The sequence below is a fragment of the Bifidobacterium thermophilum genome, assembly GCF_002846655.1.
Lineage (GTDB): Bacteria > Actinomycetota > Actinomycetes > Actinomycetales > Bifidobacteriaceae > Bifidobacterium > Bifidobacterium thermophilum.
Genome location: NZ_PCGX01000012.1, coordinates 1 through 21726 on the forward strand (window position 1 = coordinate 1; position 21726 = coordinate 21726).

17 protein-coding genes, 1 tRNA gene and 1 rRNA gene are annotated in these 21726 nt (G+C 55.2%); 5 read left to right on the forward strand and 14 right to left on the reverse strand.

Annotation, left to right across the window (positions count from 1 at the left end):
• Positions 1–254, reverse strand: a 16S ribosomal RNA gene (locus CQR48_RS08385); the annotation flags it as partial.
• 757 nt (positions 255–1011) lie between these two features.
• Between CQR48_RS08385 and CQR48_RS08395 the strand changes: the two genes are divergently transcribed.
• Both CQR48_RS08395 and CQR48_RS08400 read left to right on the forward strand, forming a co-directional pair.
• Positions 1012–2022 carry a hypothetical protein gene (locus CQR48_RS08395; RefSeq protein WP_101452622.1) on the forward strand — a complete coding sequence of 337 codons (1011 nt, stop codon included), beginning with the start codon at positions 1012–1014 and terminating at the stop codon, positions 2020–2022.
• Positions 2023–2366: 344 nt separating this feature from the next.
• The gene (locus CQR48_RS08400; protein WP_143252513.1) at positions 2367–2798 is read left to right on the forward strand and encodes a hypothetical protein; all 432 of its coding nucleotides are present in this window, start codon (positions 2367–2369) and stop codon (positions 2796–2798) included.
• Between the two features lie 183 nt (positions 2799–2981).
• On the opposite strand, the gene CQR48_RS08405 is transcribed toward CQR48_RS08400, so the two are convergent.
• The 8 genes from CQR48_RS08405 to hisC form a co-directional block, all read right to left on the reverse strand.
• A complete protein-coding gene (locus CQR48_RS08405; protein ID WP_101452624.1) occupies positions 2982–4064 on the reverse strand; it encodes a hypothetical protein in 1083 nt (360 codons plus the stop codon).
• Entirely contained in the window at positions 4048–5319 is a 1272-nt protein-coding gene (locus tag CQR48_RS08410) for an SWIM zinc finger family protein (protein ID WP_180335142.1), read from the reverse strand. Before CQR48_RS08410 ends, CQR48_RS08405 begins: the two co-directional genes overlap by 17 nt.
• Positions 5320–6008: 689 nt before the next feature.
• A complete protein-coding gene (locus CQR48_RS08415) occupies positions 6009–6617 on the reverse strand; it encodes an Lrp/AsnC family transcriptional regulator (RefSeq protein ID WP_244898983.1) in 609 nt (202 codons plus the stop codon).
• 33 nt (positions 6618–6650) lie between these two features.
• Positions 6651–8162, reverse strand: coding sequence for an ABC transporter permease/substrate-binding protein (locus CQR48_RS08420; protein WP_180335143.1), 1512 nt, complete (start codon positions 8160–8162; stop codon positions 6651–6653).
• 77 nt (positions 8163–8239) lie between these two features.
• Positions 8240–9121 carry an ATP-binding cassette domain-containing protein gene (locus CQR48_RS08425; RefSeq protein ID WP_101452627.1) on the reverse strand — a complete coding sequence of 294 codons (882 nt, stop codon included), beginning with the start codon at positions 9119–9121 and terminating at the stop codon, positions 8240–8242.
• 72 nt (positions 9122–9193) lie between these two features.
• The gene (locus CQR48_RS08430; RefSeq protein ID WP_101452628.1) at positions 9194–10204 is read right to left on the reverse strand and encodes an NAD(P)-dependent oxidoreductase; all 1011 of its coding nucleotides are present in this window, start codon (positions 10202–10204) and stop codon (positions 9194–9196) included.
• 143 nt (positions 10205–10347) lie between these two features.
• Entirely contained in the window at positions 10348–11676 is a 1329-nt protein-coding gene (locus CQR48_RS08435; protein WP_101452629.1) for an MFS transporter, read from the reverse strand.
• Between the two features lie 33 nt (positions 11677–11709).
• Positions 11710–12828, reverse strand: a complete 1119-nt coding sequence (gene hisC / locus CQR48_RS08440; protein ID WP_101452630.1) for a histidinol-phosphate transaminase — start codon at positions 12826–12828, stop codon at positions 11710–11712.
• 455 nt (positions 12829–13283) lie between these two features.
• Here hisC and CQR48_RS08445 point away from each other — a divergent pair, with 455 nt between their 5' ends.
• Positions 13284–14552, forward strand: coding sequence for an ABC transporter substrate-binding protein (locus tag CQR48_RS08445; protein WP_244898984.1), 1269 nt, complete (start codon positions 13284–13286; stop codon positions 14550–14552).
• A 91-nt stretch (positions 14553–14643) separates the two neighbouring features.
• On the opposite strand, the gene CQR48_RS08450 is transcribed toward CQR48_RS08445, so the two are convergent.
• Positions 14644–15585 (reverse strand): LysR family transcriptional regulator, encoded by a 942-nt coding sequence (locus CQR48_RS08450; RefSeq protein WP_180335144.1) that lies wholly within the window; start codon positions 15583–15585, stop codon positions 14644–14646.
• A gap of 202 nt (positions 15586–15787) precedes the next feature.
• Between CQR48_RS08450 and CQR48_RS08455 the strand changes: the two genes are divergently transcribed.
• The gene (locus CQR48_RS08455; protein ID WP_101452632.1) at positions 15788–17122 is read left to right on the forward strand and encodes an aspartate aminotransferase family protein; all 1335 of its coding nucleotides are present in this window, start codon (positions 15788–15790) and stop codon (positions 17120–17122) included.
• A 153-nt stretch (positions 17123–17275) separates the two neighbouring features.
• Complete coding sequence (cysE, locus tag CQR48_RS08460; protein ID WP_101452691.1) at positions 17276–17839, forward strand: serine O-acetyltransferase; 564 nt, start codon at positions 17276–17278, stop codon at positions 17837–17839.
• A 581-nt stretch (positions 17840–18420) separates the two neighbouring features.
• Here cysE and CQR48_RS08470 read toward each other — a convergent pair.
• The 4 genes from CQR48_RS08470 to tsaB form a co-directional block, all read right to left on the reverse strand.
• Positions 18421–18493: transfer RNA gene (locus tag CQR48_RS08470), tRNA-Asn, on the reverse strand.
• Positions 18494–19018: 525 nt separating this feature from the next.
• Positions 19019–20062 carry a tRNA (adenosine(37)-N6)-threonylcarbamoyltransferase complex transferase subunit TsaD gene (gene tsaD / locus CQR48_RS08475; RefSeq protein ID WP_015451230.1) on the reverse strand — a complete coding sequence of 348 codons (1044 nt, stop codon included), beginning with the start codon at positions 20060–20062 and terminating at the stop codon, positions 19019–19021.
• Between the two features lie 93 nt (positions 20063–20155).
• Entirely contained in the window at positions 20156–20710 is a 555-nt protein-coding gene (rimI, locus tag CQR48_RS08480) for a ribosomal protein S18-alanine N-acetyltransferase (protein ID WP_033493474.1), read from the reverse strand.
• A 43-nt stretch (positions 20711–20753) separates the two neighbouring features.
• On the reverse strand, positions 20754–21635 hold the full coding sequence (tsaB, locus tag CQR48_RS08485) for a tRNA (adenosine(37)-N6)-threonylcarbamoyltransferase complex dimerization subunit type 1 TsaB (protein WP_015451232.1): 882 nt from the start codon (positions 21633–21635) through the stop codon (positions 20754–20756).
• Positions 21636–21726 lie beyond the last annotated feature (91 nt).

Sequence of the window (21726 nt, forward strand, 5' to 3'; positions counted from 1 at the left end):
GCCAACAAGCTGATAGGACGCGACCCCATCCCACGCCGCCAGAGCTTTCCCGGACCCCCATGCAGGAGCCCGGCACATCCGGCATTACCACCCGTTTCCAGGAGCTATTCCGGAGCATGGGGCAGGTTGGTCACGCATTACTCACCCGTTCGCCACTCTCACCCGCAAGCAAAGCCTGCAGGATCCCGTTCGACTTGCATGTGTTAAGCACGCCGCCAGCGTTCATCCTGAGCCAGAATCGAACCCTCCACAAAAAAACAATGCGGAAAGCCAAAAACAGACTCTCACAAAATAATTGACGGTCGCCTAATAAGGAAAGGCGACTCGCACGAAAACCCCGACCCCCATCAACCGCCCTCGCGGACTCCCACGCAGGACAATCAAACACCCCGCACGGAAGCGGGGACCGGACTGGCAATCATTGACTATAAAGAAGTAGTACAGACACGCTCTTGAGTTCTCAAACCACCACCACACACCCGACAAAACCAACCCCCCAAGGGAAGCCGGCCGGCGAGCGGCAGCAAGAGAACAACATACACCACCAACACCACCCACGCAAACCAACCACCCAACCACCACCCCACAAACCCTACAAAACACACGCAAACACCGGCGTGTCGAAAACACCACACACCACACACCAAAACAACAACAAAAATCCTCCACCCTCCCGACACGCCGAGATCTTCGAGTATTCTATTTGCATTTATCGCACTGTGCCAGATCTGCTCCTCCCATGGGTCCCTGATTTTGGATAAGCTGTCCTTCATCGTCGGACGGATATCCGCCCGCGACCATATGGAATGATCCATACACGATAATGGCCAGGGGGAATATATGCTTTGCAACACATGTAAGTTCTCAATTGATCATCCAACATCGTCCTGCCCGCGATGCGGTTCGCCGACAACCATCGGTGATGTTGGGCATCGGCAATCCATACCCGGACGTTTTTCAGCGCTACTCACCACGACTCGGTCACGGTTGCACCAACTGTTCAGGAACAAGATGGTGATTATCATGGTTGTTCTCGCAGTAGTAGCTGCTGCTGGTTACGGATGCTACACAGTATTGTCTCGCACGATTTTCAGCCCAAACACCCTTGTCAATGAATACCTGGCAGCGATTGCCTCTGGTAACTATCAGCGTGCTACACAACTCGCAGAGCCCAAGCTTCAAGCGAACAAACGAGCGATGCTCGCCGACAAGGTTGGGCGGACCGAATCCTCGAGAATCTCCGAGCCTCGCGTCGTTTCGATTCGTCCACGTTCCGACGAGACATTGGCTGTAGATATCTCATATGAATTGAACGGGGAAACCTGCAGTGACGAAATTATACTTGCCCCGGATGGTTCACGATATGCGGTCTTCGACAATTGGAAAATCATCAGGCCGCTACTCAAGCAGGTCTCTTTCGGTGCGCCCAAAGGACAGGACGACTATCTTGTCAACGACGTGAAGCTTAACGCGGAACAAGCTGAAACCACAGGGCATGTCGTTGATGACAGGACGCTGACTTTTACTGCCTATCCGGGAACGTATGTCGTCAAAGCCGATGTCGGGCGGTATTTCAATACGAGTACGGTGACCATTCGTACGAACGAGAACACCCTGTTGTTTGACAGGGAGATTGACGTGGAACCCAATGCGGATTTGGAAGCCGCAATCTCAAAGGAGATGCGAAGCGCATTGAATGAATGCGCGACCATGAAAACGCTGAGGAGCGAAGCATGTCCTTTCGGTTTCACACCGATCTATTGGTCAGGTGAAGATCCCGCCATCAGCAACATCAGCTGGTCGATGGATTTCTATCCGACAATCGACAATGTCGGCATAGATGGGACTTACAGCACCAGATACGACGGAAGGGTGAAACGCACGTTCGAGGCACCGGATGACTTCAACAAGGAAATACGCAGAATGTGGACAGGGTACGAGACTTTCTCGGTCGAGGGGAAATACACAGTTGATGGGGACAGAGTAGTGGTCGAGATGAACACCTATGGATCATACTTCTGAAAAACCGTAACAAGGCATAATACATTTCGGTGTTGAAACAGGGGGCAATGCAATACAGTGCATATGAAGTTCGGCAGTCTGACCGGCTTGAAAGCCATCATGATGTTCGTAAGGTGTTCGTATGTTCGGACAGCCCGAAAGCCGGTCACGACCGAACCCACCTGTCGTGACAAGATAGGTTCACTGATTCTACCCAAGCGGGGCTCATAATCATGGCGTCCATCATTGACAAGCGGCAACAACTGCGAGGGTGTTCTAGTTCCACAGTTTGTTGAGCGCACAGTGTCACTGGCACAAACATGCGAAGAGTCAAGAGTCACCGATGTGCTTCAACCCACACACCGGTGATTGTAAACTCAGTCGCCGTGCCGTTGCCCCCTGCCGGTGACAACGATAATCACCAGTGCAGAGAAACCAAGCAGGATGCTAGGGGTCATGCCCTTGGCGAACGCACCGAAGTTGCTGCCAATCAGAAGGCCGATATAACCGACGACCCGAAGACGATGCCGATGACACCGATGATGAGCAGCGCCCTGCGCAGGTTAGTATTCATGATGAATATCCTTCCCCGTGCAGGCATCATCGGACTCTCTTTCAGCGAGCACAATGGCTTTGGCGCTGCCCGTCACAGAAAACGACACAACACGATGGCCTTGCGCGGCAAGTTCATTCGCAGCGTGCTCGATCGCTGCAGCCATATCGCTGGCTTTCGGATGATACCCAATTCCAACAGTCTTATACGTGAGCAGTCCTCCCACCGGCAGGCTAAGGCATAAAAACCTACCCGTCGCGAACAGGAGATGGCAACAAGTTGAACGTCAAAGAAACACTGCGAGAGAGGGGAAGCTGGATAACAGTGCGGGCGGAATACCAGTTGAGACAACAAACAGGCCTTCATGTCAGCAAGCAGCATACTGTATCATTGTATTACATGACAGCAATACAGCAATGCGGGCTTGTCACTTGCTGTCCCGCCCCCATGAAACGTCGTCATCATGCTCCTCGAGCGCATTATCCAGCATCATTTGCAGTTGCGGGCGGCGTGGGTACATCATCCGTAACCGCTCTCGCTCCTGTACCGCGCGGTCACGAGCGCCAAAACGTATGCACTGCCTGAAGATGCACTGAATCTTCGCCCGGTTCTTCTCGGTATCCTCATGGAGCAGATCGCCATCGGCGTCCTGTAACGGATGCATCAGCATCGAGACCACTGCCTCGCGCTGAGATAGCGCCGCAACCGGCGCAAGCGTACTGAACAAAGAATCCCAGTCCTCGACACTATCGCTCATGAGAATCGGCTCGCATCCACCGACGGGAGGTTTCCGCCGACGAAGATAATTCCATGCGGCATCACCCAGCTGCTCCTGCACAAGCAGCTGTTCGTATGCGACACTGCGATTGTCATACCCGATGTATACCTTGTTGTCGAATTCCTCGAACAATTCGACAATGCAATCGCGAATTTGTGGCCATTCATCGCCGGCGAGGTCCTTCGCCATGGCAAGGTAGCGGTGCGCGGGAACGATATCGGACACAATCGCGTACACTGCGATTCTCAGCAAGCCCTGGTTGTCATCGAAATGCTCATACGCAGCCTCCAATACGTCAAACACTCCTCCGGGCAGGCCATGCCTGGCAATCTCACCCGGGCTTGGAGGGACAGTATTTTCTGCGGTATTGCCAACCTTGCCATCACCGGCAACGCCGCCACCGGTACCCTTGCGATAATCATTCTCGCCAGCGCAAAGCATCGAGTCCAGATCCTGCCGAAAACGCGCATGCCCTGGCACGCCTGGATTTCGCTGCAGCCCATCATGTACGCGCTCAGCTGCGTAGCGCAACGCGGTGGTGACATCCTTCATCCCGAAGTAGCGTTCAAGAATATCTCTGACCGTTTCCCACTGGGGGTCGGTAAGCAGATCCTGCTGGAGAAAACGGTACCCGAACCGGTAGCTCATCGTCGCAGCAAGCAACGATTCCATAGTTCCGTGTGGCCGCTCCTCGATGAAATTCTCATCATGGAAGTCATTGTTCTTGCTCATTGCTCTCCTCATTCCCGCCGTCAGAGTCATCGGTATCTTCATCTGTTGTTTCCGGCTCTTGCTCGCTCTCCGTGACGCCGCAGTACGGTAGCAACCGCGTATGCAACCATTCGCGCTGCGGAAACATGCAAACAATCTGAGTAGCCAATTCATGGGCCAGCTCCTCACCGAACACCGTTTCAATCCTGCTGATCCACGCCGCCACATACCGCACCGAGGCATCGTTATTCACTCGGTAGAACTCCGAATCAGGTTGCAGCAGCATCGTGCACACCCGGTCCTTCCACCGTTCCGGATCGGTTTGCGCCACCAGATCAAGCAGATTCAGCAATACCCGGGGATTCGCATTGTGCCGGCAATATATTGCGGCAGCTTGCGGCAAATGCTCTTCCCGTAGCAATCGTTCATATGCCGGATTGTTTCCGCCATAGGAAATCTCCAGCGAATGCCGGGATGCGAAATCAACGATGGCGTCTCGGTCCTCCTGCCAATGCTCCCCCGAGACCTGGCGAAGCCGTTGCACGTACACCGCTTCGGGCAGGGTGCGGGCCATGAGGGTGTACCTGCTGTACATGTGCCGCAGTCCCTCGCGATCACCAAGACGCTCATATGCGGCTTCAAGGAAAGTGAACCAACCGTGAGGCAGCTGTGCAACATCTGTGGGGTGGAACAGCGGAACCAACAACCGCATGTTGGCATTCGTCTGATTGCTCCTCTGGGCAGAAGTCGATGACCGTTTGGTGTATGAATCGTTCGCGCGAATCAACGACACCAAGTGCAACTGTGAATCAGGCAATCCCAAAGCTGTTTCCAGCACGCGGCGAACCGCTTTCCAATCTTGCTCGTCCAGCACGTCCACGGCTTTCCAGCCATCCGCGCCCGGAAACTGATCATTCCAATACCAACGAACGGCCTCTGAAGCGTCGTTCGGGAGAGCGGCATCGGTCTGCCGCTCATCTTGCTGGTCCGCAATCGTCAGAAGCACCGCACCGACATGCTTGCAATATGAATGTTTCTGGCCATAGGGGCAGGTGCACGCGGCGGACATGACCGCTCCACCGTGAATGCGGATATCGACATCATAGAATCCGAGCGAGCCTGCCACCTGTGCATGCCACAAATCGGTGTCGTCCGTGGACTGTCTGATATCGGTGACCATGCCGGCATCACGGTACCCATACGCACGGTCGAGAATCCGCTGGTCGAAAAGTGACGAAAAATCCTGAAGTTTGCACGTGTGCTGGCCGTTCCCCATCTCCGCCTCCATCAATGACGCTGACGTTGCGCAGTTGGTGGATATTGTAGCGGGAGGATTGGATACGGGTGAGGGTTGTGCACTATTGAAATTTTACAAAAAATCTTCGAAGACTGTTTCAGATACACCTATCATTCAATAACCAAGGTGAGCGGATACAGCAATTGAGATGATCACCAGCTAGGCAACCCTTTCAAATGAATCGTCTTAGAATTTGCAACCTACTATCATCTTTCACCCATTCCATCGGATAATGTGTTGGTGTCTTTGGTTGGTGATTGGGTCATGTTCCCGACAATCGGAAGCCAAGCGGACATGGTACGGCAAAGCGGAATACAATTGCGCCTGGGATGTCTATCTGCAGCACCCGAGCACCTGTCTAATCGCTTATCTCTGTACTCAGACACGCGATACCTGAAGTAGTGTCATTGGAAATACGCTGGTCTCCCTCAAAGAATCCGGCATTGCGTAGACAAAGAATGACAATCCAATCCGGAGATATTACAGATAGTCGAGGTGCACACCCCCATACAGCAAATAAGCACTATATTTGCATCAACCCAGGTACGAATCGCGGAAAATTGCAACAGTCACCTTCGCAGCCAACATCGCTATACACCACAACAGGGGACATCACCGTGAATTATTCATGAATGAATAAGGGCGCAGCACATTATAAAGCGCTACTCTCAAAATAAATCACGAAAATACGGCTTGAGAATCACCATGCTTCTCGTGGCTGCAGATACGGTCTTGTGAATAGTGGTCAGTAAATCCTCCAGGGCTTGGGTCGAAGGGACTCGCACCAAGAGCATGTAACTTGGCTCGCCGGAAACCGAATAACAGGAAACCACGCCCTCCAGCTGCCTGAGCAGGTCCGGAGTGACCTCCTCTTTCTCATAATCCAGCGGCAACACCGAGATGAACGCACTGACCCCCAAGCCCACCGCATCATAGTTGACCTGATAACGGCAACCGGTCAAGACTCCACGCCGTTCAAGTTTCTGAATCCGGGACTGCACCGATGATGCCGACAACGACGTGAGTTTAGCCAATTCCGCCAAGGTCGTCCGGCCGTCATGGCGCAGCGTCGAGACAATCACCGCATCAGTGACATCAAATCCCGCATGAAGCAGGGCGGATATCCCATCGTTGGGACGCGGGCTTGCCACCGTGTCTCCGTCTTCACTGGATGTCGTGTAATTGTTCGGCATCTCATTGGCATCCTTCTTTGATGACTTTGACAATGCGCCCTCCTCTGTGACGACGGCTTCGATAAAGCCGCAATACTGTCCCATTCTAGCGGTTCATGACAACGCCGTGAACCGGTCTCAAATCAGATTCTTCTCCTGCAGGAACTTGATGGCCACTTCCTTGGCGGTTTTCCCTTCGACATCGACCTGGTAGTTCATATTCATCATGGAATCGTTATCAAGTACCCCATCAAGGCTTGAAATGACAGTCTTCAATTCCGGATGCTTCCGCAGGACGGCATTACGCGTGATGGATATCGCCTGGTACGGAGGGAAGAAATGGATGTCATCCTCAATCAGTTGCAGATTGAGCTTCTTCACCATGGCATCAGTGGAGTAGGCATCGGTCACATCGATCTTGCCCGATGTGAGCGCCTGATAACGCACATTGCCTTCCAACCCGCTGACCGACGCAAAATCAGCTCCCTGCTTTTCCATCTTCGGCAACAGATCAGAACGTTGCGAGAAGGCTGTCGTGCACCCCAGCCGCAATGAACCCGACTGGGCAATGAGCTGCGATAATTTCGTGACGCCCATTCTGCGTGACGTGTCCTTGGTCATTGCAAGCACATAATCGTTCGTCGACCCGAGAGGCTTGGAGACCGTAGCCTGGTGACTCTCCGCCATGCCATCACGTACCTGCCGATAGACCTTGGCGGTATCCGTAGACAGCTTCTTTTTGAGCACATTGGCAGTGATCACCCCGGTATAGTCCGTGAACGTATCGATAGTGCCCGCATCGAAGGCGGCCATGGTGACCAGCGTCCCGTCAAGATTGAATTTCTCGTTGACTTTGAGATTGGTCTTGTGCTGTATCAGTTGGCTGTAGATGTTGCCAAGGATGATTGCCTCGGTGAAATTCTCCGCCCCCACGGTGACCGTGTCGTCTGGATCGTTGCCGATAGCCGAAACGATACTTGAGGCGCACGGGACGATTAGCGATATGGTCACAGCGACCGCCGCGGCGACGTGACGCATTATACGATGAGCGCGACGTTTGCTTGCTGGTGTGGATCCGACACTCGCAGGCAGGATACCTTCCGGAGTGAGCGCCTGTTCGACCATGCCCAGCACGAAATCAAGCGCAAGAGCGAGAAGACACGCGGGAATAGCACCGAGAAGCACAAGATTGACATCGTTTGCATTCAAGCCGAGATTGATCATCCAGCCAAGCCCGCCTGCACCGGCGAACGCGCCGATGGTCACGGTGCCGACAGCGGTGACCGCGGAGATCCTCACGCCGCTCATAATGTAGGGCACGGCGAGAGGCAGTTGCACATTCCGCAGAATCTGGCCTGAAGACATGCCGATGCCTTCCGCTGCCTTCATGATGCTGGGATTGATGCTTCGCACGCCTACATAAGTGTTCTTGATAATCGGCAGTAATGCGTAGATGATGACCATGATGACCGCTGCGGGTTGCCCGATGCCGACAATGGGCACGAGAATCGCGAGCAGACCGAGGCTTGGAATGGACTGGGTGATGTTTGCCAGTCCGATGACAACAGAGGCGAGCTTCTTATGCCGTGTGATAATGATGCCGAGCGGCACTCCAACGATCAACGATAGCAGGACCGCGCTGGAAGTCATTTGCATGTGCTGGACAAACAACTGCCAAAGTTCGGCATGCCGCTGTGTTGCAACCACCCAGAACTGCGCTATGGCATTCATTGTTCCTCCTTGCATCCAAGTGCCGCCCCAAGGGTTCTCTCCAGATCGCGGGCCCGACCTACGAATTCGCGAACGAAATCACTGGCGGGATGGGCGAGCACCCGGGCAGGGGTGTCGTATTGGACGATTGTGCCATGCTGCAATACGCAGATCCTATCGGCGCATTTGACCGCTTCAGCCATATCATGAGTCACAAATACGATAGTTTTCCGGTATGCGCGATGCAGCTTTACAATCTGGTCCTGCAAATCCGTCCTGGTGATAGGGTCCAAGGCGGAAAATGGCTCATCCATGAGGATGATGTCCGGATCGCATGCGAAAGCCCGCGCGACGCCGACACGTTGCTGTTGTCCACCGGACAGCTGGTTCGGGTAGCTGTCTTTGAGCGATCGGCTGAGCTCCACCATGTCGATCATCTGGTCGACACGTTCCTCGATTTCCTTGCGGGGGCGACCTGACAGTTCCATCATGATGCCGATATTTCGGGCAACACTCATATGAGGGAACAGTCCCCCGCCTTGGATGACATAGCCCATTGAGCGGCGTAAAACGGTTCCGTCCATGGTATTGATGGCTTTTCCGTTGATATATATTCCCCCGGAGTCCACGGGCAGAAGCTTGTTGAGCAGTTGCAGGAGGGTGGTTTTGCCTGATCCCGATGGGCCGATGAGGACAACGAACTCGCCTTGTTCTACGGCCAGATCGATACCGTCAAGTACGAGCTTGTCGCCATAGGATTTCGACACGTGGGACAATGCGATCATCGGCGGGGTCGATCGTACCCGTCCTTCGCCTAAAGAACGGTGGTCCCCGGTCTCTTGTGACGTATCGCGAAGGGACTGCGCCCGTTCGGCATCATCATATGTCGCGTCCATCATCGGCCTCCTCGGATTCAAGGTGTGAATATTCAATGTGCAGTCATTCAGTGTGCAATCGTTAATTCGCGATGTTCAACGCGAGTTGACGGACACGTCCACGTCATTGACCATGCGGAACACATCATCTCCTTCACCACGCAGGATATGGATAAGGTTCTGGCATGCAATCCGCTGGCATTCGTACAACGCCTTGTCCGAGTAGAAAGCGCTATGAGGCGTGAGAATCACGTTGTCGCGTCCGACAAGAGGAGAAGCCGCGACACCTGCATCAGACTCGTCCTCCAGCACGTCAAGTCCGGCGCCGAAAATCCTGCCCGAATCCAGCGCACGGACAAGCGCCGCCTCGTCGATAAGCTGTCCACGGGATACATTGACGATAACGGGACGTCGTTGCATCATCGAGAAGGCGTTGTCGTCGAGAATATGCTCGTTTTCTGGTGTCAGCAGCATATTCAGCGTGATGATGTCGCTGGTGCGCAACAGCTCTTCCTTGGACACCAGACGCACTCCCGCATCCGCGGCCGCTTGAGGCGGGCAATATGGGTCGTACGCGATAACAGTCAAGCCGAACGCCTGCGCTCGATGTGCGACCGCACGACCGATCTTGCCCAAACCCATGATGCCGAGCGTCGAATCATCAAGGCGAATCATTCCGCTGGTCGAATTCCAGTCATAGCTGTGACGGTATTCAATCTGGCGATCATAATGCTTCAAGCTCCGGGCGACCGCGAGGACGAGCGCAATGGTGTGTGTCGCCACTTCCTGCGTGCAGTATTCCCCGATGACCGCGACCGCGGTGCCGTGTCGTTGAGCCGCATCGGCATCGACATAGTTGTAACCCGTCGCCTCGATGGAGATGCCCTTCAAGTTCGGCGCCGATTCGATGACGTCCTTGGGGAATTCCAGATAGGATGTCAAGACCCCGTCGGCATCCTTGATCGCGTTCTTCAACGCTTCGTTGTCGCCGTGATGTTCGTAAACCTCGACCTGGGTATTCTCACCGAGGGCTTCAGTGAAGAAACGCCGTTCGAGATCAAGATCACGGTTCAATGGCTCTTTATAATCGCAGATTGCTATTTTCATGTTCGAAGACTCCTAATGGGTATGCGTATTGAGCGATGGCATATGCCGTGCCGTCAGCGATGTGAAATATGCGAGACGGGCATGCGTGTGAGGACTTCGGTCGGAGGCTTGCAAGCCCAGGTGGCGCAAGCCCCGACCTGCCATCATGCGGTTTCTACGCGGCTATTTTCGATAGCGCTGTCATCGATGGCGTTGTCACCAATAGCGCTGTTTTCGACGACTCTCGGCGCGTCCTGTCCCGCCGGATGGGCGAATCGACGGAACAGTACCACGCTGAGCACCGCGATGACCGCGCAGAATGCTGCGAGATACAGGAAGATAACCGTATAACCGTTGTTGCCACGATTATCGATGAGGCTCCCGAAGAACGGCTGGAGAATGACATCCGGAAGATATCCCACGATTGATGCGATGCCTATGGCCGTGCCTGCTACTTTCACCGGGATGTTGATTTCCTGCATCGAGGAGAACATCACGCCATACAGGCACATGCTGAACAGTCCGGGGATGAGCGTCAGGATGGCGACGAGCCAGCCGTTGGCGTGTGGCCCCGCGAGTACGACAGCCAGAATGGAGATGCCGAGGATGACTGATCCAATCACAAACCATCGTAACGTGGAATGGCACAGTTTGTCCGCGATGAAGCCGCCAACAGGAGCAGCGATGAGCATGACGACATAGGAGCGCACAATCTGCAGATACCCAGATGTCGTGGAATCGAAACCAATGACATCGGTAAGGTATGGGGTGAAGAACGACGAGCAGCTGTACTGCGCGTAAATGCAGAAGAACACGATGGAAATCAGCCACACCGCGGGATTCTTGAGTACTGCCCCGAGGTCGGAGAAGTGGAACCGCTCGCTTTCCGGCGTGGCTGCCTGTTCCTTCGCGCTCGGTTCATCAAGCAGGCCCAGCAGGATGATGGCGGCGAGCGCGACAAAGGTGATCATGACGGCAATGGCCCAGAACATCCCTTGCCTCGCATCGGAAAACCCGTCGAACACTTTCAGCGCGACGGCGTTGGTGATCGCCCCGCCGGCGCCGTTGGCGGCATAGTAGACGCCGTACATAAAGCCCTGCTCATCCTCGGTGCCGATCATGCGTACCGCTTTGAGGATCGCTGACCAGAACACGAAGCCGGAGCCGAACGCGTAGAGCAGCCAGACGACAAGCGCGACAACGTAGTTGAACGTGAACATGAAAATCAGCGCCATCAGCGCAGAGCCCAGGAGTGAGAATACGATGGCCTTCTTGGCGGATATCCTGTCTGCGAGCATACCTCCCGGAATATAGAGGAATATGCAAACGAACGCATACATGGACAGCAGGAAGCCTGACTGGGTGTTCGAGATATGCATGACGTCGAGCATGGCGTCATAGAACACGTATTTGATGTATGGCAGGCAATACACCGCTCCAGCGGAGAATCCGAGCGCGATGAGTGTGAGGTATTTACGAACTGTGGTGTTCATGGTGATCCTTCTTTGGCAAGATTCGGATTGAGGTCAGGCCGCTGCCTGGAGCATTTCGCTGTACACGGCCTTGAATTGTCGGAGGAACTCATCATTCTGTTCGGTGGTACCGATGCTGACCCGCAGATGCTTGTCATACCCCCAACCGGCGCACGGGCGGACGATAACGCCTCTCCGCAGCAGACGTTCGGCAAGTTCATTGGCATCGAATGGTGTCGAGAAGAACAGGAAATTCGCCTGGGAATCAATGCAATCGCAACCGATGGCAGTCAACTCTTGATTCAAGCGGGTTCTGTCCGCCTTCATCAGGTCACAGCAACGCTGGCATTCGGGCAGGTCGTGTTCGAGCAGCGCGACGGCACCCGCAAGACCGGTACGATTCGAGTTGAACGGTTCGCTGACTGTGTCATACCAGTTGACGAATTCAGGATCCGCAAGAAGATAACCGATACGGCCACCGGCGAGACCATAGTATTTCGAGAAGGTCCGCACATCAATGACCTGACGACCTTCACGGATGAAGGAGACCACGTCCGGAAGCAGGTTCTGGTCGGCGAATTCAGCATATGCCTCATCGACGACCAGCCAGCAATCCGTCGGCATCTGGTCGATGAACCATGCGAAGTCCTCACGGTTCACCACTGTGCCAGTCGGATTGTTCGGGTTGCACAGCCACACGATTTTGGTACGCGGTGTCAGCGCCTTGGCGAAATCCTGCAGGCTTATACGATAGTGCTCATCGAGCGGCACTTCCACAACCTTTGCGCCCATGATCTTCGAGATCTCAGGATACAGGCGATAAGACTGCTGCGGGATGATGACTTCGTCGCCATCTTCAAGCAGGGTTTTCGCAATGGAATCGAGCACATTGCCGGCACCATGGCCGAGCGACACCCAGCTAGCATCCTCGAGCCCGAAACGGTCGGCAAGCAGCTCCTTGAGCTTGATGTAATTGCGTTCCGGATAGATATTAATCATTGCGACCTCGTCGCGCATCGCCTCGAGAGCGTGCGGGAACGGGCCGTACATGTTCTCGTTCGATCCGAGCTTGACAACACTGTCCAGCCCATACTCGCGCATGACTTCATCCATGCTCTTGCCGGACACATACTTGCTGCACGAGAACGCAGCCTTACGGATACCATTAACCATCTGTTATCTCCTGCTTGGCGCTAGTGGATACACGAGAGAGTAAAAGTTCCGCAGATGTACGACTATCGACACTTGTGCTACGAACATGTAAACTCAGACTTGAAAACTTGATATTTTCACCGTTCCGCAACCGTTTGCCGCCGTATTTTTTTCTGCCGTTGTGTCCATATGCCGGAATTTTCACTTTATTGCGGAATGGGGTTGAGGCACTATGAGTGCAGTAGGCAGCTAACATAAACCGTTCGGATTCTCCGAACGATACGGGTCAACAGTTCCTGACGGACTTCACCATCGTGTCATAGCAACGAAATCCCCCGATTGCGACATCGGTCTATCGTGAACCCTGAAAGGCCTTCCAAATACAACAAACCGCATTTCCGCGCTTTCCGCCACCGTGCGCGACAAAACACCCGTGATGTCAAAGCAGGAGTGCACACATACGTAAGGAGCCTATCATGCGATCAACGCACCGAATCACAACCCGAGTAATCACAGCAATGCTCTGCACCGCCGCACTAGCCGCGACATGCGGACTGGCCGCCTGCGGGTCGAGCCAAACATCGTCATCAGGGGCCAGCACCTCGAAACGAACGGATTTCGTTCTCGGCGGTTTATTCCCCGAGACCGGTTCCTTGAGCTATGTAGCACCGGCGCAGATGGCAGCGTTCAAACTTGCCGCCCAGGACATCAATGCCGCCGGCGGCGTACTCGGGAAGTCCATCACAACGACTATCGCAGACGTCAGTGACGCCGACCACGCCGACCAGAACACCGCCGGCTTACAGTCAGTACTGTCCAAGAACCCCAGTGTTATCGTGGGCAATCCCTCCAGCGGTGTCGTGAAGAACACATATCACGAGGCCGAAGGATCGAAGGTCGTAATGATCTCCAATGGAGCCACAGCGGCATCGCTATCGGGAATCAGCGATTACTTCTATAGAACCGTCCCGCCGGACACCGTCCAGGGCGCCGTGCTTGCCGATACCATCACCCAAGACGGCGTGCAGAAGCTGGCCATCGCATGTTTCAACGACGAAGCGGGCAACGGCATCCGCGATGTCGTCGTCAAGCACCTGCAATCAGCTGGCGTGGATATTGTCTATGGCGAGAAGGAGTCATTCGATCCCACAGAGAAGAATTTCTCATCATTGGCGTCTTCCATCAAGGCGTCAAATCCTGATGCAGTCCTGGTCATCACCTTTGACCAAACAGTTCCACTGATCAAAAGCCTGTCTTCTGTCGGAGTAAACACCAAGCATCTGTATTTCTTCGACGGCAACATGTCCGATTATTCGAAGACACTCGACGCCGGCATGCTTGAAGGAGACAAAGGTACGGTTCCGGGAGCCATCGCGACCGCTGAATTCCGCAAACGCCTCAAGACCATCGACTCTTCATTGACAACATATACCTTCAGCGCAGAAACCTATGATGCGGTGGTACTCGCCGCGCTTGCCGCGCAGAAGGGCGGAAGTACAGACAGCGGAACAGTCAAGGACAATCTCGCTTCAGTATCCGGCACGGATGGCGGCACCAAGTGCACAAGTTACCGAGCGTGCATCACCGCATTGAAAAACGGAAAGGATATCACTTACTCAGGGCTCGCAGGAATTGGACCATTCAATACGAAACACGACCCAAGTTCGGCAAGCATCGGAGTATTCACTTACGATGCATCCAATCTGCCACAATTCGACCACTCCCAGACCGGCAAGGTAAGTTGAGCTCCAACCAACAACATGACCAACACTCGCGGCAGGGCAGGATGGCATTGCCAACCCGCCCTGTCTTCATGCCATATTGCAGGGACCGCGACTACCCCATCGCCGCTTCGTCTTCGTTCGTTCCTGTATCATCATCAAGCACTTCAGAAGCATATTGCTCAATCGCCGTCGCCACGGCATGAATGGATTGCACCATCTGTTGCGAAGCCCTTGTCACGATGAACATACGTCTTCTGTGAGCCCGTTCAAGAGGAACTGCGGCGATTCCTCCATGCCTGTCAATCGCCAAGGTGGGCAAAGCACATACCATGCCACACGTAGCCACCGCACACTGCATTGCGGAATAGGAAGTAAACAAACCACCTACTTTGGGGGAAAAGCCCGCTGCCTTGCACAGACTCTCAACATATCCGGGAAGGTATGCCCCGCCACTCTCCATTGCCCAGACTTCCTCGGACAGATCTTCCACATTCACCACGGTACGTCCGGCAAGCCGGTGCTCGCAAGGCATCAGAATCCTCAGATCATCAACACCCAGTTCATGAATCATTCGGTCATACCTACGCAGGTTGCCGCCCAATCCCAAATATGCGACAACAGCGATGTCAATCTGATGCGAGTCCAAAGCGGGAAGGCTCTCGCTGGGCTCCATCTCCTGCACGAGGATACGAAGATTCGGGTAGCCGGATTGCATCACGGCAACAGACGGGAGCACAATACGTTCCAGTGCGCTAGAGAACGCAGCAATACGTACTGTCCCAGCGATTTCCCCGTTCGTCTTGCCGAGCGAATTGCCGATGTATTCCAGCTGCCCCAGAACAGGCCTTATCCTCGCCGCAAGATCATGTCCGGCTGCAGTGAGACGGACTTGCCTACCGGCACGCTCGAACAGCACGGTCCCCGTCTCGTGTTCCAGGGCATTCAATTGCTGCGAAACCGTGGACTTACTAACATTCATGATCTTCGAGACTTGTTGCATGGTACCCAGCACCTCGAATTGCATGAGTAGCTGCAAACGCCAGACATTCAGCATGCATCCTCCTTCCGCCGGCCGAACCGACGATGAATGCATTGTATGGCAAGTCTGTTGCATCAACCCGTACCGTCAATACCTCTTCGTTCGTATTTTCTGAACATTCTGTTCGGCAATATTCCACGTTGGAAACCACACCGACAAGTCATCATTCCGATACTTGAAGAATCACCGGTACAACAGCACAACGAAAGGACACACCATGACCATCGAACCATTCGAACGCTCCACGGACCCGTGGCATGAAGTGGAACAACATGTCGGGCATTATGGAGCCCCCTATTTCGCCCCCGATATCATCGACCGCGCTGAAGGAAGCTATATATACACGGAGGACGGGCGGAAAATCCTCGATTTCACTTCGGGTCAGATGTGTGCAACGCTGGGCCACAACAACCCGGAAGTCGTCCAGACTATCCGTACGACTATCGGCCGACTCGACCACCTGTATAGCGGCATGTTGTCACGACCATCAATCAACCTGTGCACGCATATTGCGCAAACCCTTCCCGAACCATTGAACAAGGTCATTCCCCTGTCTACAGGATCGGAGGTGAATGAGGCAGCGATCCGCATGGCGAAGACGGTAACCGGCAGGTTCGAAGTCGTCTCGTTCAGCCGATCATGGCACGGCTTGACACAGGCCAGCGCCGCAGCGACGTATTCTTCAGCTCGCAAAGTCGGCGTTCCTTGTGCGCCCGGGCAGTTCGCCATACCCACACCGTACGAGTATCGTCCCGATTTCACCGATGCGGAAGGCAAACTCGACTGGCGAAAGGAACTTGACTTCGGCTTCGACATGGTGGACGCCCAATCATCAGGCAGCCTCGCCGCATGCATCGTCGAACCAATACTGTCCGGCGGCGGCATTCTGGTACCTCCAGACGGATATCTGGCCGAGCTCAAGAAGAAATGCCATGAACGCGGCATGCTCTTGATATTCGATGAAGCGCAGACAGGTTTCGGCCGCACAGGAACATGGTATGGCTTCCAACACGATGGCGTTGTTCCGGATATCCTGACCTTGTCCAAGACACTCGGCGGAGGACTACCCCTTGCGGCGCTAGTCACCAGCGATGAAATCGAGGCAACCGCACGTGAACGCGGGTTCACATTCTACACGTCACACGTCAATGACCCCCTTGTCGCCGCAGTAGGGTGCACAGTGATGAATGTCATCGAACGCGATGACCTTCCGTCCAAAGCAGCACAGAAAGGTGACCGTCTGCATGCAGGACTCCAACGGCTTGTCGAAACGCACGACATAGTCGGTGACGCACGAGGCAGAGGGCTCCTGCAAGGCATTGAAATCGTAAAAGACAAGCAAGGCAAGGAACGCTCCGCCGCTCTTGGTGACCTCATCACCCGCAGATGCTATGAACTCGGACTTCATATGAACATTGTCTGCCTGCCCGGCATGGGCGGCGTATTCCGTATCGCACCTCCTTTGACGGTCAGTGACGCCGAACTTGATGATGGATTGACAATTCTCGACCAAGCGATTTCAGATGTCGAAACAGGACGATACCGCGATTGATGCTTAGCAACGCGATGCACCATTCCAGCCAAGAGGTTAAGCATGACGATGGATTCCCTAGAAACCAAGACTGATACAGCAACAAGGTATTGCAGCAAACAGCGTCACAGTCATAGTAGTATCAGCATCATTGTTCTTGCTAGCACCATCGTCATGCTCGTCTTGCCGTGCACGAGAACCCACACAGCGTCACAGACTGCAAGAGAAGAAATCCAAGCCATACGGGATTACGACCCGTCAGTCACGTCCGACGCCCAGGTTGCGTTCACATACTCCGGACTGCACGCGGTATGGCTTCACCGGCTTGCCCACAGACTATGGATACATAACCATAAGTTCTGTGCACAGATAATTTCCCAGCTTGCCAGAATTCTCACCGGCGTTGAAATCCATCCTGGAGCGAGAATCGGGAAAAGACTTATCATCGACCATGGTACCGGCACGGTGATTGGTGAAACCGCCGTAATCGGCGATGATGTAGTCATCTACCAAGGTGTGACATTGGGAAGCGTTGATAATCACGGAATGCTACGGCACCCGCACATTGGCAATCGCGTATTGATCGGGGCAGGTGCCGCGATACTCGGACATGTCCGCGTGGGCGACGATGCCCGTATCGGCGCGCATGCCGTCGTGCTCGATGACGTCCCATGCCACGCGACGGCGGTGGGAGTGCCCGCGCGCATCGTCGGCAAAGGGAATACGGGCCATCGGTGACATTCAGCCGGGAACCGGCACCACTAGGGGTGCAACTGCTGAATACCGTCGTCGTCCATGGTCCCCTCCGATAAGAAAAATGCCACCCTAGTGTGCTTCAGTGAGAGGCATTGGTGGCTTTTAACATAAATAAAGACTAATCGGTCAAACACCATCGCGTCAAAAGAATACACTCCGTACATGTAGTAGTCTCGACACCATTGAACCACTAGATACATGCGTCGTCATCAAGGTCACCCATGGTACAGGCGGCGGCCATGCGCGGCCCAGCCCGTGCGGATCGACTGCATGCCCGGTTGAGGCGCACCATGCCTGGTGACATGACGGGTTCCACAGGAGCCTGTCGAACGAACAGCTCGCGAGCATCAGAACGGTGACCGGGACGGGGGCCGCTGGATCACGGACTGCGCCGACAGATCCACGCAGGGGTGTAAGGGTTGTGCCGACCTGTTCCATGTCATCGAATGAGGCATATAGGAGTCAAAGAACGGAGCCTAAAGCACCACGTTGTTCCTATACGCCACGGAAGGTGCATGAGGGTGATACGGAAAAAGCCCCCGGTGACCCGGGGGCTGATGGAGCTCCTGCGGCTGGGCTTGAACCAGCGACCGTCCGATTAACAGTCGGATGCTCTGCCAACTGAGCTACGCAGGAATATCTGCTTTCGCTTTGTCCGTGGGATTAACTCCCGCGCACAATTGATATATATTACACGCAGCGAGCAGATACGCAAATCGAGCGAGCATTCGGCGTGTCGCCCGTGGTTTCAACGAAAATCGCATCCGGTGCATCAATCGCAACGATTCGACATCATGAAATAAACCCGCTTGCGGTGTGACATCCAATCGCACCGTAGGCGGGTTTATCTGCAAATCAATCGGATGAATCCAATGCCTGTCCTTGTGAGGTCCCACTCACACAACGGCCCATCCGACGGCCGTAATCACCCATTTGGCCAATCCATGCACCACCATGTGAGGATTCACTCACATAACAGCGGATATTTCAATCAGAATTAGCCCCATGACCGGTCAAGACACAATCCATGTGAGGATTGGCTCACACAGAGCCCCGCTGCACAAACAGAACAAGCAGAACAAGCAGAACAAGCAGAAGTCAGTCTCCCAAGCCAATTCCCCGAGCCAAGCCCCCACAATTGTGAGAGTTGCGAGAATCCGTTCACACACTAATCGTCGTCAGCGGCATGGCCGAGTCGATCGGGAAATCCGGGTCGGACGGCTTGACTCCAGCCTCGACCAGATTCACACCAAGCATCGCGACCATCGCCCCGTTGTCTGTGCACAGCTTGATCTGCGGGATACGAACCTCCACCCCGCAACGCTCTCCTTCTTCAAGCAGCTTGGCTCGCAACTGGGAGTTCGCCGAAAAACCACCGCCGACGATCAACGTCTTCGACCCATATTGTTCGCAGCCGTGCATCGCCTTGCGGGCCAACACGCTCGCCACGGAATCCGCCAACGACGCACACACGTCATCCACCGGGATGGCTCGTCCTTCGGCCTGCTGCTCCTCGATCCACCGGGCGACAGCGGTTTTCACACCGGAGAAGCTGAAATCGTACGGATGCTCCCGTCCGGCCTTACCCTGCGTCAACCCTTGGGGCACGCGGATGGCATGCGGATTGCCCTGCTGCGCGTGCCGGTCGATATGCGGGCCACCCGGATACGGGAATCCCAACAGGCGAGCGACCTTGTCGAAGCACTCCCCCGCCGCATCATCGAGCGTGGTGCCAACGACATCAATATGCCGCGCGACATCCTCGACATGCAGCAGTGACGTATGCCCGCCGGAAACAATCAGCGCGAGCGTGTCCGGCGGAAATGCGCCGAATTGCAGCTGCGTAACCGCAATATGCCCGATGACATGATTGATACCGTAAATCGGTTTGTGCGCAGCCCACGCAAGCGCTTTGGCCCCGGAAACCCCGACGGCGAGGCATCCGGCGAGGCCTGGACCTGCGGACACGGCAATAGCGTCGACGTCGGAAAGCTCAAGCCCGGCATCCGCGAGCGCCTGTTGGACGCACGGGACGAAGGCTTCGGCATGAGCGCGTGAGGCGATTTCGGGGATGACTCCGCCGTAGCGCGCATGCTCGTTCATGGATGAGGAGACGACGTTGGAAAGCAGAGTGTTGCCCTGAACGATGGCTGCGGCGGTTTCGTCGCAGGTGGATTCAATGCCGAGAATGGTTGGCTGGTTCATGGTTGATTCCTTTGGATGCTGATCATATGCGTTGCGCTGCGTGCCGTTCACGCTTGCTGTTTTTCGTGCTGTTCGTATGTTTCTCAAGGCGTCTCACGGATCATGCCGCATGCCGCCCGTCGCATCATCACTGGAAAGCGCAAATCCGGCGATATGCGGCGTCAAATCGAGCGCCATAGTGTAGGCGTCGACGTTGTCCGGCTGATAGTAGTGTTTGCGCCTGCCGAGCGTGGTGAACCCTTGATGCCGGTACAGCGCCAGTGCGGGTTCATTGTCGACGCGCACTTCGAGCAGGATGCGACGGGCACCTTGCGTTCGCGCGCGGCCGATCAGCCCGCCCATCAGCCGTGTGGCGATGCCCTGGCCTTGGTATTGGCGGGCGACGCCTATGGTCATGATTTCAGCGTCATCACCGTCGTACCAGTAGCCGGCATATCCGCGGATGGGCAGGGTTCCGGGCTGTGCCGCCGTCGAATGGTCGATGTCGGAATCAGAAACGATATCAATTAGATACGTGCGCGCGGGTGCGTCGAGTTCTTGGCGAATCATGGTGCTTGTCCACGATCCGCGCCCGAACAGGTCGCGTTCGAGCCCGGCGAGCGTGGCGATCAGCGGTTCGCGTTCGAGTGTGGTGTAGTCGACAATCATGGCTGTCGGTCCGTATGTCTTGTGTTCCGGTTCAGCTACGTGGTCAACGGATGTCGGCTGCGGTTGCGGCGCCGTGGTTGAGCACGTGTTTGAGCGGATTGGGGATGGACACGTCGGGCCGGCGCAGATACAGGGGTTCTGCGCTTGCCGGGGTTGCTCCCGCGTTGAGCTGGGTCAGGGCCAGTTCAGAGAAGGCCCGCAACCCTGGTTCGCCTTGTTCCGGCAGGGATGCATCGAGGACGGTGCCCGGGTGTTCAAGCTGGTTCCAAGCTTGGCTGTAGCGTTGGGCACCATGTCCGATGACGTCGACGATGATGTCAATCTGTCTGCCGCGCCCGTCGGCCTCCCGCAGCTGTTGGACGACGGCGTTCACCCGTTGCACGATATTGTTCGGATAGTCAATATCCATGCCGATCAATGTGGCGATACGGCCGCGTTCTTCCACGGGTTGCGAGGTGCGCAACGCGTTGAGGTAGGCTTGCGCGTCGACGAGCTGGAAGTACAGTTGGCGGCGCCTGGCATCGTTGACGGCAAGAATGAGCCTGTGCGGCCCATCCGGATCGGGGTCGTCATCTTGCGCCTGTTCGCCGGTGATAGATGTGAGGCTGCCGTCTTCCTTGCGCAGGAGGCCGAGTAGCACCTGCGCGTCGAGAATGTTCTGCCCGATCAGCTGGGCACCGGTCGCAAAAGCGAGCGCCTTGGCGGTGACGATTCCCGCCCTGAGCCCGGTAAACGGCCCCGGACCGGTGCCTACGATGATGCGGCTAATGTCCTGCGGCTGGATGTTCGCCTGCTCGCAGGCGCGGCTGATATTGACTTGGAGGCGTTCGACATGGGTTCGTGAGTCGGTTTCGATGATGGGCTCGTGCCCGACGAGCCCCACCGTCGAACCATATGATGTGTCAATGACCAGCGTATGCGTCATGGTGCCTCCTGCGTGTTTGCGGATCCTCAGTTACTTTACTCTTGTCGCGCGGGTGATGCTCGGGCGTTGAAGTTTGCAGCGCCCGGGCAAA

What these genes read in the sequence shown, in the direction of transcription:
- CQR48_RS08395 (WP_101452622.1), top strand. Translation starts at nt 1,012, where the DNA reads ATGGTGATTATCATGGTTGTTCTCGCAGTAGTAGCTGCTGCTGGTTAC.
- CQR48_RS08405 (WP_101452624.1), bottom strand. Translation starts at nt 4,064, where the DNA reads ATGAGCAAGAACAATGACTTCCATGATGAGAATTTCATCGAGGAGCGG.
- CQR48_RS08410 (WP_180335142.1), bottom strand. Translation starts at nt 5,319, where the DNA reads ATGGGGAACGGCCAGCACACGTGCAAACTTCAGGATTTTTCGTCACTT.
- CQR48_RS08415 (WP_244898983.1), bottom strand. Translation starts at nt 6,617, where the DNA reads ATGGGACAGTATTGCGGCTTTATCGAAGCCGTCGTCACAGAGGAGGGC.
- CQR48_RS08420 (WP_180335143.1), bottom strand. Translation starts at nt 8,162, where the DNA reads ATGACTTCCAGCGCGGTCCTGCTATCGTTGATCGTTGGAGTGCCGCTC.
- CQR48_RS08425 (WP_101452627.1), bottom strand. Translation starts at nt 9,121, where the DNA reads ATGATGGACGCGACATATGATGATGCCGAACGGGCGCAGTCCCTTCGC.
- CQR48_RS08430 (WP_101452628.1), bottom strand. Translation starts at nt 10,204, where the DNA reads ATGAAAATAGCAATCTGCGATTATAAAGAGCCATTGAACCGTGATCTT.
- CQR48_RS08435 (WP_101452629.1), bottom strand. Translation starts at nt 11,676, where the DNA reads ATGAACACCACAGTTCGTAAATACCTCACACTCATCGCGCTCGGATTC.
- hisC (WP_101452630.1), bottom strand. Translation starts at nt 12,828, where the DNA reads ATGGTTAATGGTATCCGTAAGGCTGCGTTCTCGTGCAGCAAGTATGTG.
- CQR48_RS08445 (WP_244898984.1), top strand. Translation starts at nt 13,284, where the DNA reads ATGCGATCAACGCACCGAATCACAACCCGAGTAATCACAGCAATGCTC.
- CQR48_RS08450 (WP_180335144.1), bottom strand. Translation starts at nt 15,585, where the DNA reads ATGCTGAATGTCTGGCGTTTGCAGCTACTCATGCAATTCGAGGTGCTG.
- CQR48_RS08455 (WP_101452632.1), top strand. Translation starts at nt 15,788, where the DNA reads ATGACCATCGAACCATTCGAACGCTCCACGGACCCGTGGCATGAAGTG.
- cysE (WP_101452691.1), top strand. Translation starts at nt 17,276, where the DNA reads ATGCTCGTCTTGCCGTGCACGAGAACCCACACAGCGTCACAGACTGCA.
- tsaD (WP_015451230.1), bottom strand. Translation starts at nt 20,062, where the DNA reads ATGAACCAGCCAACCATTCTCGGCATTGAATCCACCTGCGACGAAACC.
- rimI (WP_033493474.1), bottom strand. Translation starts at nt 20,710, where the DNA reads ATGATTGTCGACTACACCACACTCGAACGCGAACCGCTGATCGCCACG.
- tsaB (WP_015451232.1), bottom strand. Translation starts at nt 21,635, where the DNA reads ATGACGCATACGCTGGTCATTGACACATCATATGGTTCGACGGTGGGG.